Origin of the sequence: Siccirubricoccus sp. G192, from assembly GCF_019084075.1 — a bacterium.
In the GTDB taxonomy this organism is placed as follows: domain Bacteria; phylum Pseudomonadota; class Alphaproteobacteria; order Acetobacterales; family Acetobacteraceae; genus G192.
The window spans coordinates 53,301-65,180 of record NZ_JAHREN010000003.1 but is presented as its reverse complement, the minus strand read 5'-3'; the positions used below and the strand labels follow the sequence as shown (position 1 = coordinate 65,180).

Below are 11,880 nucleotides of genomic sequence, written 5' to 3'. Positions count from 1 at the left end.
ACGCGGCGCTGCGGCCGGGCGCCGTTCCGGCGCTCCGGGCTGACGGGCCGCGGCGGGCTTGGGCGCCATGGATACCCCTCGGCGGCTACATCCCTCGCTTCAGGGCGGCGGGATGTCGGCGAAGAGCGGATCCGCGAGCAGGGCCGGACGCACGAAGCGTCGCACGCCATGGCGCACGTATAGTTTGTCGTCCGTGTGGAAGAAAACCTTCGCCAGGATCAGCCAGCCACGCTGCGCGCAGCAGCCGGCGCACGTACCCGCCACATGGTCCTCGTAGCAGGCCTTGCGGTCCGTCTCGGTCATCAACTTCGGCCCCGGGGCGGAGTCCCTCGGCGCCACGTGCTCCTCCACGCCTGCCCCGCCAACCGTGGAGGCTCCCTCGTCGAGTCGCGGTGACGCGGTGCTACCCCCCCCAACGGGCTCCGCCAATTCCGGGCAGCCACAGGACTCCTTCGGGCGCTCGTTCAGGAGCGCAATCTCGTAGCCGTCGCGTAGGCGCGTCGCCACGCTGTCGCTGCCGCCATCCTCGGGCGGGCATGCCAAGCCGCGCGGCACGCAATCCTGCTGGGTCCGGCGCAGCAGGACCCAGAGCTCGCGCGGCAGCGGCTCACCGCATTCGCGGCGCACGGTGAGCCTCTGCGGGTGCGGCACATGCACGGGGTCGCCCTCGCAGTCGAGCGCGAGGCCGGCATCGACATCGACATGCAGACAGTCGCCGTGCCGCTCGTGGCGTGCCGTCACCTTCAGGCCGCAGACGACGCCGCAGCCGAAGAGGTGGCGGAACAGCAGCCGGCTGAGCTGCCGGGTATACTCGACGCCGGCCGTCAGATCGTCATCAAGCAGGAGAAGGCCGGGGCTGAAGCGCGGGCGCGAGATCATCCCCGTGCCGCACACGCGCTCCTTCGCGTCCTGCCTGCCGGTGGAGGTTGTCGTAGCGCTCATGTCTTGTCTCCATCGGCCTAGCGCCGCTCAAGATGGATGGGAGAAAGGAAGCTGCCGCCGGGTGTGCCATTACCTGACCGCCCGCGGCCGCCACCAAGCTGCGCGTCGGGGCGGTGGGCTCCGAACGTGTTGGCGTCCACCGCTTGGCCGCGGCAGTCGAGGATCATGTCGCCGCGGATCTCGATCTCGATGGTGGACGGACCTCCGAGGAAGCGGCAGAGGTCGGTGTTGAAGATCTGCGATTCGGCCCAGCGGCCGTTGACCACGATGGTGAAGGAGCGGGCTGTTCCCGCCGGGTCGTCGGGCTCGGGATGCGGCTCCAGCCGTATAACGGGCACCCGCCAAGTGTCGCCCCAGCGTGTGCCCCTACCACCCCATTCGGAAACCCCGTCTTGGATCAGGGCGGTGATAGCCACGGCATCGGGCGTGACGGTGTCGATGATCACGGGTCCGTCGAAGCCAAAGGTGAAGTGGGTGACGCACTCCGCCAGCTCGTCAGGCGGGCAGTTGGGCGGTGCCGGCTCGAAGGACCCTGCGAACTTGTCCCAGGGCACGGGGTCACCACGATGCCACTCCGCCCAGCTGATCCAGGCCAGCCTGGTCAGGTCGCAGCCGCGGATGAGGTCATACAGTAGGTCATTGCGCTTCACGATGGGGCGCGGTGTGCACTCATCGGCCGGCAACACGAAGACGGGGCACCCATCGTTCATCTCGACTTTGACGCAGGCCAGGGCAACACCACTCGCCGGATCGAAGGAAAGCCCCGGGCGGAACTCACAGAGGGCACCCGGCTCGCCCGCAACCTCGACCTGCTCGGCCCATCCGCAGAGGCATGCCCTGCGTACGGGCCCTGGCGCATCCGCATCGCCGAAATACCCGGAGTCGGACTGCATCTGCTCGGCCGCATGCTCCGTCGGCCGGCGCGCCTCCGAGCCAGGCGGACAGGCGCAGCGCGGACAGGGCTCCGGCGGGGCCTTGCAGCCCTCCTGGCCGATCCTACGGAGCGAAAGCACGATGGTCTCGCAGATGCGGCTCCACTCCGCCTCCCCGCAGCCGCAGGGGTCGGGTACACGCACTGCCTCGGACAGACGCTCGGCGTAATGTGCCATGAGCAGCCAATGCCCTTCCGTCGGCCTCTCTCTGCACCAATTCTTGTCGTCGATCCTGACAATCAGTTCGTCCAATTTCACCGGCAGCGGCATGGCGAGCGCGATTTCGCGCCCGTGTCGGTCGAAGGCGAGGCCCGGCCCGATCTCCAGCCTTTCCGTCCGGCTTTCGCGCTTACCATCCGGTCCACGCACGGCGAGGCCATGCACCACGCCTGCGCCGAACATGGCACGGTTTACCAGCCTGCGGCGCGCGACGAGGTAGCCCTGCTCAGCGGTGAAGTCGCGGGCATTCATCAGCTTTCCGCCGAAGTACCGATTGCGCGACGCGCCCGGCGCGCATGCCTCCGCGACATCCCCGCAGGGCGCCGACTGGTCGTGCTTCCGTGTGATCTGCATGCGCGCCCTCCTAGGTGAGCCGGAACCCCGTCGCGAGTCCTCCCGCCGGGAGGCGCGACGGCTCCTCCGCGGCGACTGTGACCGAGCCCAGGCCTGCGCCGCGGCCCAGCACAGCTGGTGCGGTAGCGAGCAGCCGCAGATCCTCCCCGATCCGGCGCCCGATGCCGCTGGACGGCCATGGCCGCCAGCGCAGCACGATGCGGATGCCCGCCGGCACGAAGCCGACAAGCAGGTGTTCCATCACCGGCTCCAGCGCCGCTCGCTCCGCCTCGGTCGCGGACAGCTCGACACGGACCCAGCCGGAGAGCGGCTCGAGCAGATCGCGGGCGCCCGGCGCGACGGATTCGGGCAGGCAGGCACGCCCGATCACGGCATTGCTGCCGAGGCGCGGCCGGTCGCGCGCCGCGCCGAGCACCACGGCCGGCAGGCAGGCGGTGCCGAGCAGCGCCGGCGCGAGATCCGTTGCCGGATCCAGCAGGCGGACTGGGCGGCGCGGCAAAAGGCAGCGCACCAGCCGCGTGATGCCGGCACGGGTGCCACGCGCGGCGAGCAGCGCACCGGCAGAGCGCAGCATCGCCCGCTTCGCCTCCTCCGGCAGCGCGGCTTCCCAGGGCAAGCCGAGCCACGAGCCGAGGAAGTCCAGCCAGTCGGGCGGCACGGTCGCCGGGTCTATTAGGCGGCCAAGCGCGTTGATGCGCGCATCTAGTGCCTGCGTGCCGGTCTCGAGCAGCGCGACAAGTCCGCGCAGCTGGCCAAGCCGCCGGTCGCTTGCACGGTAAATCGCCGGCAGGTGCTGCATCAGCGACCGTTCGGGGTAGAGGATGGACAGCTTGTGCAGGCGCGGTGGAGGGAGGCCGGGGCTGCCGGTGAAGCGCAGCTCGATCCAGAGCCATGGATTGCGGACCCCATGCAGCGGCAGGGCGAGCCGCGCGGGCGGCAGCTCCTCCTCCGACTCCTCCGCGTCCGGCGGCACGTCGCGGCCGGCGCCGAGCACCACGGGCTCGCTCCAGTCGAGCATGCCGCTGACCTTCATGAGCCGCATGGCGGGGGGGCAGCGCCGGATCGGCGTGCTGGGCCCGCAGCTCGGCTGCGCGAGCCTCGTCATCCGTGCTTGCCAGGCGGGCGGTAACGGTTGCACCGGGCGGCAAATCCGCCGTGACGTCGGCGCGCAACCAGCCGGACTCCTGGCCGAGCGGCGAGTGCAGGGCTGGCGTGAGGAACACGCCCTCCGCTCCGCGAGTCGCACCCGGGCCGCCGGCGGCAAGCCGCCACAGGCCGTTCGCTGCGGCGATCCACGCCGTGCCGCGATCGCCCGAAATTCCACGCAGAGTGCCAACCGAAGTGCTCAAGGGGTGCTGCTCCAGCAGCCTGCCATCGGCCCCGAGCACGAGCAGCCACCGCGCTCGCCTGCCGCTCCCGTCGCGCGCCCTGCCGGCCAGCAGGAAGCGCCCGGCCCGGTCTGCGGTGAGCGCCCGCGCATGGAAGCCCGGCAAGAGCTCGGCAAGGTCGAGCATCGGTCCGGGCTGCCGCTCTGTGAACCAGCGGAGCCGCTTGCGGTCGGCCTCCAGCAGCACCACCGTATCGGCTACCGCGGCAACGAGGATCGGGCACGCTTTGCACGGCAGCTCCTGCGTGCCGCGCAGGCGACCCTCGGCACCAAACCGTGCCAGCGCATGGCCGCCGCGCCGCGCCACCAGCGCGAGCACGCCATCGCTGGCATCTGCCGCGATGTCGAGCACGCGGCCGTCGAGAGGGACGTCGCGCAGCACCTGCAACGTCGGCAGCGCGTAGCAGGAGATGAGACGGCGTCCGCGCCGCGCCGACCACAGGCGGCGGCGCCCGGCGACGAGCCGCGTCCCGCGGCCAATCGCGCCGGCACCGGAGGGTAGTACGCAGGGTGCTGCCCCCTCTCCGGCCCCGGCGGGCAGCCACACGACGCCTCCCGATCCGTCCTGCCACAGGACCATGCCGTCGGCGGCGACCGCGAGCGCGCGGCCTGGCCTGCCGCCCTGGACACGCTGCGCGGCGCCGAAGGGCAGGAAAGGCTCCGGCCCGCCCGCTGCGCACGGCGTCGCACCCTGCAGCAGTCCGGCATGCCACTGCGGCCCGCTGGCGAACCGATAGACCTTTCGTCCGCCCGCGCCGCTCATGGCGAGGCGTCCCGCGGCGCCTCGACGCGGATGTCGCCGGGCGCGAGGTCCAACCTTGGTAGCCCGTGCCGTGGCAGTGCCAGGACACCCTTCTTTGCGTCCTCAATCTTAAGCTCCGCCACCGCAGCCACGCCGTCCAGCCGCCGAAGCCAGCCCAGCAACTCGCGCTGAGAGAGGTCACGGCCAAGCGGCCAGGCCGGCTCGCCGCCCCCGGGTAGCGGCGCGAGGCGGCTGCGCAGCAGGCGACGGGCCTCCCGCTCGATCGCGCGCGGATCACCTCCTGGTTGGGCGATGAGGCGCGCGCGCAGGCGCAGCGGAACATAGCGCGGTCCCGCCACACGCAGCTGCTCGCCGACCAGCAGCATGGGACGCAACCGTCGCTCGAGCGCTGCGAGCCAGGCCGGCGCTTCCGCCTCGTTCGCCGCTTCGCTCCGGCGGCGGCGGCGCAGCGCGACCAGGGTACGGACCCCGCCTGGCACCGTCTCGCGCGCTGGGGTGCCGGCGTCGAAGTCCGGCACCACCTCCGCCCGGGCGACATGCAGCCCCGCGGCGAGGGCAGCGTCACGCAGGTCGGCATGGGTGACAAGCGGCCGCGCTTCGCGAAGCCGGCGGCGCGCCTCCCGCCGCAGCTCGGGCAGGCCGTCGGCGTCGGCGCCGCCCTCCATCGCCGCCGCATTGCGGCCGAACACGCCGGGGAGGCCCGGCACGCGCCAGCCGAGCCCCGCAGGCACCGAGCCATCCCGTCCGTCGCAGACCTCATAGGTGATCTGCAGCGTGGCGCCGGAGGGTGGCACGCATCCGTTCACGCCATTGCCGAAGCGAAGGATCGCCGCTTCTGGGTCGAGCATAAAGACGTGGTCATCCGGACCGGCGAGGGCGAGGTCCGCGACCCGCAGCCAGGGCTCGTCCGGCAAGAGCCGCACCCGCGGCGCGGTCGCGCCCGGTCCATGGCGCAGCCAGGGACGCCCGGCCGGCGCATCTGGCCTAGTAGCGCGCCGGGGACGCGGCAGCACCACCTCCTGGTCCGGCAGCCCGTTGCCCGAATGGTCCCAGGTCGCGCGCTCGATCTGCTGCACGGGCAGCACGTTGAGCGCCAGGCGCAGCAGCCGCGGGGTCAGGGCGAAGGCGCCGCCCGCCAGCTCGATCGTGAGTTCTGCCGGTCCCACGGCCCCGGCTAGCGCATCGGGCAGTCGGAGCAGTAGCACGCCGCTGCGTGACAGGGCTGCGCTGCCATCCGTAACGATCACGGCAGGCAACCTGGCGCCGCCGACAGTGACCCAGGCACGCAGCCGCGCCCCGCCGCGCCGCCATGCGCCGGCGGAAGGCGCGGCCTCGCCCGACGCGAAGGGCTCCACCTCGACGCCGATCGCTACCAGCGGCCGGTGTCCCCGTGCCGCGTCGTAGCCGGCCAGCGGCGGCGGACCGGCGAGCGCCAGGACGAGGCGCGTGCCAGAGCGCGGGGCATCGCCGAAAGGCGCGAAGCTCGCACGCTCGCGCTCGTTCCCCGCCGTGTGGTCCACCGGCGTGCCGCCCTCCGCCGGTTCCGTGCGGAGCCCGGCGAGCCGTGCTCCGGTGAGCCACAGCCCGCGGCGGACGCGAAAGGGCGGCGCCTCCTGCCGCTCCGTCAGGACGGCCGTGCCGGGCGGCAGCCAGACCCCCTCGGCCTGCGGGAGCGGCCTGTCCGGCCAGATCATCCCCTCGGCCGGACGCGGCCCGTGCGGTATGACGCCGAGCAGAGCGGCATAGGCCTGCCGCTCGTCCCGGCGCATCCGGCCGAGGCCGTAGATCTGCGCTTCCGCCGTCCAGGCCAGCAACTCGAGGAGCGTGATGCCGGGATCGTGGAGGTTGTGGTCGGTCCAGTGCGGTGCGAGCGAGGGGATCTGCGCCCGCGCACGCTCTACCAGCGCCGCGAAATCCGTGTCGTCCACGCGCAGTGCGAGAGCGGAGCCGCTCATCACGGGATCTCCTGCCGGAAACCGATGACGATGCCATCGGGCGCGAGAATCACGAGCTCCCCCCGCGGCGATCCGCTCGGGGAAGGACCCTGCCGTCGCCTCGTGCACCTCCTCGAGCGCGATGGACTCCACGCGCAGCAGCCCTTTCAACCCTGCGAGCACGGCCATCACCTCGCCGTCCCGCGGCACGGCACCAAGCGGCCAGCCACCGCCACCCACGCCGCCCTCCGCGGGATCTAGCAAGCGCTGCAGCGCTATCCGCGCTGCTTCCTCCAGGGGTCCGGAGAGGGCCAGCTCTTCGACCACGAAGCCGAGCCGGAGACGCAGCCGGCGTAAGAGCGGCGCATCCACGCGCAGCCCCCCGCGGCGCCGAGTCCCGGTGCGGCATGCTCCACCAGGCGTCGCCGCAGCGCGTCGCGGAACTCCTTGCCCGGGCGCGGATCGGCGCCGCGCAGCACAACGACGAGGCGCGGCGGGCGCGCCTGCGGGATGCAGCGCGCCTGCGCGATCTCGGGCGAGCCGGCCAGCGCCAGCGCCTCCAGGTCGGCCGCCGTCACGGCGCGGTCGCGATGGCGGATGCGTCCGGGCGCGAAGGCGATGGTGCGTTCCGCTCCGGCCGGATCGGCGCCACCCGCGGCAGGCCGGGGCGCAACCACCGCCTCTACCCCCTCCACCGGCGTGACGAGCTGCAGCGCATCCCAAGCCTGCACCGCATTCGCCGCCGCACCGCCGCCGCGGCGATAAGAGAAAGCGGCGACCGCGTCGAGGCCGGGCGGCGGGATCATCCCGGCGAGGCCATCGCCGAAGCGGACCTCGCCGCTTGCATGGTCGAGCGCATAGCCGCGCTCGCGCGGCGCGGCGTCGTCCGGATCGCCCACCTCCCGCCAGCGTACCCAGGCGCCGGGCTGGCCTTCGACATCGATCAGCACGCGGCCCGGGTCGTCGCGCCGCAGCTCCGCGATCTCCTCCTCGCCCAGCGGCTCGCGCACGCGGAGTTCCAGGCTGTCCGGCAGTACCGGCGGGCGGGCGAGGAAGACGCGCTGGCGCGGCGCGCCGTCGGAGGAGCCGAGGATCTCGAATTCCTGGGTCTCCGCCGCCTCCGCCATGACGGCGTTCAGGAACAGGCCGTGCAGCTCGGGCTGCCAGGGCGCGTCCTGTGTGGGACGCAGGCGCAGCCAATAGGCCTCCACCCCGAACAGCGCGGCCAGGCTCGGGGCTGCGTCGAGCGAGAGGGTGAGCATCCCGGGCTGATGCAGCCCGCCCGTCTCGTCCTTCAGCGGCACGGGCGCGAAGCGTCCGTCGCGGAGTGCCTCGGCCATCAGCCGGGTCTCCCCCGCCTGCTCGGCCACGAGGGCGAGCAGGCGGATCGAGCCGCCCCGGAGTGGCGCATCGCAGCCGATGTAGAGGCCGTGCCCGGATGCGGCAGCCCGGTCGGGCCCGAGGCGGCCGAGAACTTCCCCGAGCGGCTCGAAGGCGGTGACGACGGCGTCGCGGGCACGGTTCGCCTCGGCCTGATCGCGCCAGCCGCCACTGTCGAGGCTGAGCATGTGTTCGGGTGGGCGGGCCTCTGCATCCGGCACCTCGTAGGAGATCGCAAGCCCCAGGACGCGCGGCGGGCGGATCTGGCTGGTGTCGCGCACGGCGGTCTGGACGGTGGTCTTGTTGCCGTCCGGCCCCGTGCTCTCAACCTTGTAGACCTCGCGCCCGTACTCGCCGCCGATGAGCCGGGAACGGATCCAGTGGCTAGTGCGGCCGGCGATGTCCGTTTCGGCGATGTCCGCCGGAACGTCGAAGGTGAGGTCGCGGCTGTCGAGCAGGTGGCGCGTGTTGTCCAGCAGCCGCTCGATGCGCCACCATCCGAAGCCATTCCAGTACTCCCAGGAGAGTTCAGGATTGGGATCGGTGGGGTCCTGCTGGTGATCCCAGCTGGTAGCACCGGTCGGCGCGGGGACGACGAGCGCCAGTTGGGCATTCGGCTTGGGCGGGGTGGTCCACGCCGCGCCAAGCGCCGCCAGGTCGGTGTTCGTCTTCCCGAAGCCCCGGATCCGCTGGAAGGTAGGAACGGCATCTAGGACGAGGCCGGCCTCCTCGATCCGCTTGCGGACCTCCTCGGCAATGCCGTGCAGGTTCAAGACCGGACGCGCTGCTCCCTCCAGGTCCTCCGCCAGGACCTTCGGGTAGTCATAGGCGATCGTGGCGCCAGGCTGGGCGGCGAGCGGTGGGAGCAGACCGGCGACCTTGCGCGGCAAGGTCCCGGAGGGCGGAGGCAGTTCCGTGATCCGGTGGAAGGTCCGGGCGCCAGCATCCTCCACGCGGATCGTGCGGCCGACTGCTGCCTCCTTGTCGTTTTCGTTGAGCGTAAGCTTCCCCTCCCCGCTCGCCTCGCCGCCTTCGAATTTATGGTCAGCGTCGGCCCCGAGCAGCCGATACTTGGGCTCTCCGGTATTCCCCTTCTCGCTGAACGGCGCCTCTGGCACGTAGATGGCGGTCGCGGCGACGCCTGTCTCCTCGATCACCTCGCGGACACGACTGACCTGCCAACCGGTACCAGGCCCGATCCGCTCAACGGCTTCGGCATCCACGGCGGTCTCCAGCCGCACGCCGGAGAGCAGGTCTGCCGCTAGGCGTGGCACCACCGTCGGGCCGCCCTCCCAGCGGCGCACGAAAACGTCGCGCTCCGGTCCCGCCACAAGGAGGTGCCCGGCAATCCAAGCCGGCTGCACACCGGGAAGGGCATCGGCCGGCAGCTCCTGCTGGTCGGGCAGCGGTTCATCCGCGCCAACCAGCCAAGCCTTGAGCTCCTGCCCCTTGTCCGAGCGGAACACTGCCACGGGGAAGGGCGATCCGGCGACGGGGATGAGCGCGAAGCCCCCACCTTTCGGAAGGACCGTGCCCGCCGTCCAGATCTTCTGCGCCGAGGTGCCATTAGCCTTTACCAGGTGGCCGACAGGATGGCGTTCCTGATCGGCCGCCATCACTAGAATGCGGCCATCCGGCCGGCGCAGCGCGACCGGTTCGACCTCTCCGCTGAGCTTCACACCCGGCACGCGCTTTGGCGCATTGCCCTGCTGGATCAAGTGAAGCGCACCGTCCGTCACCGCCAGCAGCACTGGCGGTTTCGAAAGCGGGATCCCGAGCGGTTCCTGCACGCCCACTAGTCTGGTGATGTCCCTGTCGAGGGTGCCGGCTTGCTGCCAGCCCTGCCCTGCGTGACCCGGAGCGAGGCGGCGGGCCAAGATGCTCCCACCCACCGCCGCGAACACCGTAGGCGCGCCCTGAGTGGAGGAAAGGACCAGTGCGACAGGTTCGGCAGCTTCAGCCGGCGCACCAAGAGCGCTCCAGCCCGCAGGCCAAGCATTGGGCTCTGCCATCAACGCCCAGAGCCAGACATCCGCGCCCGCACGCGCCGCAGCAAGCAAAGCGTCGCGCGCCACGGCCGGGCGCTGCTGTGGCGTCAGCGCCACACGCCGATCGTCTGGCGAGGGAAGCGCCGCGCCAGGCGGCCGCACGGCCGGCGCATCGAGCGGCACGATGCGCAGCTGCCCGCCGGCACCCGCGAGGTCCAGGCGGTAAAGCGATCCGTCCTGCGCAACCGCGAAGGCGGAGGATGCACCGGAGGTGGCGACCAACGGCCCCAGCGTCGCGTCGGCGAGGACGAACTGTAGAGTGACCTTCGCGCCGGGCTTCGAGAAGGCCTCCGGGCAGCTAAGATAGAAGGTGTCGAACAGGCGCGGCTCCCGCCCCAGCGGATAGAACTCGGTGTTCGTCACCAGCGGCACCGTGTTAGCGAAGGCTTCGAAGCGCAGCGGCGGGCGCCCCGCCTTGCTGGCCTCCTCGGCGTCGAAGGCGGTCGCGATCCGGAGCTCGCGCAGGGTCAGGGCCCTCTCGCGCGCGGCCCGTTCGGCGCGGATCCAGCGCCCGGCGCGGCCCTCCACCTCGCGCGGCTCGATGGCGCCGTCACGCTTGGCGAGGAGCAGGCGGTCCCCATCGGTCTTCACCGTCATGCCCCGCCAGCCGGCCTCGCCCTTGTCCTCCCTGCCCCAGTAGGACCACTGCGCGTCCGCGAGCGCAGCGCCGCGGAGCAGGGCGATCGTCGCTGCGCCCTCGACCTTCAGCAGATCGGCATCGCCGAGGTAGAGCGCATGCACCTGCCGGTCCTCGGAGAAGCAGCCGGGCATGCCGCTGGCCGCGGCGGAACGGCGGAATGGGGTGAAGCCCGTCTCCACCTCCAGCGGCGTCCGTTCGTCCACCCCCTGCGTGAGCGGCGGGGCGACGGTCACGATGTCCTGCTCCGCGGCCTCGATGACGTGCTGCCGCGTGCCGATGCAGAGGATCTGCCCAGCCTCCAGGCCAAGGGCCGGCGTGACCTGCAGGCGCACCGCGCCGGCGCCTGCGGGGCTGGTAGGATGCCGCCGCACCGTCAGCCCGCCCGCCGGCGCCTCGGGGGCCAGCAGACCCGGAGGCGGCAGGAAGATGCTGTCCCCGCTGCCATCCGCCGCAACCAAATGTGTGAGCCGGCCCGGCACGACCCGCAGTGCCTGCTCGGTCTCGAAGACTGTGGGCTCGGGCTCGGTCTGCGCCTGCAGCCGCAGCCGCGCCGGTGCGAGCACGGTAGCGGTCGCCGCCTCTGCCATACGCAGCACCACCGGAAGCCGTGCCGCGCGGGCGGGCTCCGGCCTGATCCCGGCCCACAGGAGGAAGTTCCGGAACGCCTTCTCAGGCACGCGATCTAGGCGGCTCGTTACCTCCGCCTGCAGGGCGGCCGCGATGGAGATCAGCGCTTGGCCAACATCCTCCTCATCACGCCCGGGCTGCCAATCCTGCAGGAAGGTCGGCACCAGCCGCCACATCTCCTCCAGCAGCTCGCGCCGGCGCCGTCGGTCGAGGCGGGGAAAGACGGGCGGCTGCGCGTTCATGACGCAGCACCTTCGCGGAAGTAGAAGGGATAGACGAGATTGCCGCTCTGGTTCGTACGCCGTACGCGGTAGTCTATGCTCACGGTGAGCTCACCCTCGGGCGCACGCAGCGCGTCGGCCGCCACCTGCAGCAACTCGATCCGCGGCTCGAACCGCACCAGCGCATCGCGCACGCTGTCCTCGACGCGGGCGAGTGCGGCGGTGTCAAGCGATTCGAAGACGAGGTCGTGCACGCCGCAGCCGAAATCTGGGCGCATCACCCGCTCGCCCGGGCTGGTGCCGAGGATGATACGAATGGCTTGGCGAATATCGGCCTCGTGCTCCGCCATAGCGGTCCGGCCGGTCTCGGGATCCACCGCTACCGGGAAAGCCCAGCCGCGACCAAGGAATTCCTTGCGATCCTCCACGGCGT

At 71.8% G+C, this 11,880-nt stretch carries 7 protein-coding genes; 1 reads left to right on the top strand and 6 read right to left on the bottom strand.

Translation table 11 applies throughout. The annotated features are described in order from the left end of the window. Positions 1-99: 99 nt before the first annotated feature. The 3 genes from KSF81_RS28245 to KSF81_RS28235 are packed head-to-tail and all read right to left on the bottom strand — an operon-like array spanning position 100 to position 3,465. Positions 100-942 (bottom strand): hypothetical protein, encoded by an 843-nt coding sequence (locus KSF81_RS28245; protein ID WP_217382185.1) that lies wholly within the window; start codon positions 940-942, stop codon positions 100-102. A gap of 17 nt (positions 943-959) precedes the next feature. Then, a complete protein-coding gene (locus tag KSF81_RS28240; protein ID WP_217382184.1) occupies positions 960-2,447 on the bottom strand; it encodes a hypothetical protein in 1,488 nt (495 codons plus the stop codon). Positions 2,448-2,457: 10 nt separating this feature from the next. Beyond that, positions 2,458-3,465, bottom strand: coding sequence for a phage tail protein (locus tag KSF81_RS28235; protein WP_217382183.1), 1,008 nt, complete (start codon positions 3,463-3,465; stop codon positions 2,458-2,460). Here KSF81_RS28235 and KSF81_RS28230 point away from each other — a divergent pair. After that, a complete protein-coding gene (locus tag KSF81_RS28230; RefSeq protein ID WP_217382182.1) occupies positions 3,464-4,336 on the top strand; it encodes a hypothetical protein in 873 nt (290 codons plus the stop codon). The two genes, KSF81_RS28235 and KSF81_RS28230, sit on opposite strands and share 2 nt — an antisense overlap. A 257-nt stretch (positions 4,337-4,593) precedes the next feature. Here the strand turns inward: KSF81_RS28230 and KSF81_RS28225 are convergent, their stop codons facing one another. The 3 genes from KSF81_RS28225 to KSF81_RS28215 form a co-directional block, all read right to left on the bottom strand. Continuing rightward, positions 4,594-6,552 (bottom strand): putative baseplate assembly protein, encoded by a 1,959-nt coding sequence (locus tag KSF81_RS28225; RefSeq protein ID WP_217382181.1) that lies wholly within the window; start codon positions 6,550-6,552, stop codon positions 4,594-4,596. A gap of 254 nt (positions 6,553-6,806) precedes the next feature. Further along, the gene (locus tag KSF81_RS28220) at positions 6,807-10,832 is read right to left on the bottom strand and encodes a hypothetical protein (RefSeq protein WP_217382180.1); all 4,026 of its coding nucleotides are present in this window, start codon (positions 10,830-10,832) and stop codon (positions 6,807-6,809) included. Positions 10,833-11,464: 632 nt separating this feature from the next. Continuing rightward, positions 11,465-11,875, bottom strand: a complete 411-nt coding sequence (locus tag KSF81_RS28215) for a GPW/gp25 family protein (RefSeq protein ID WP_217382179.1) — start codon at positions 11,873-11,875, stop codon at positions 11,465-11,467. Positions 11,876-11,880 lie beyond the last annotated feature (5 nt).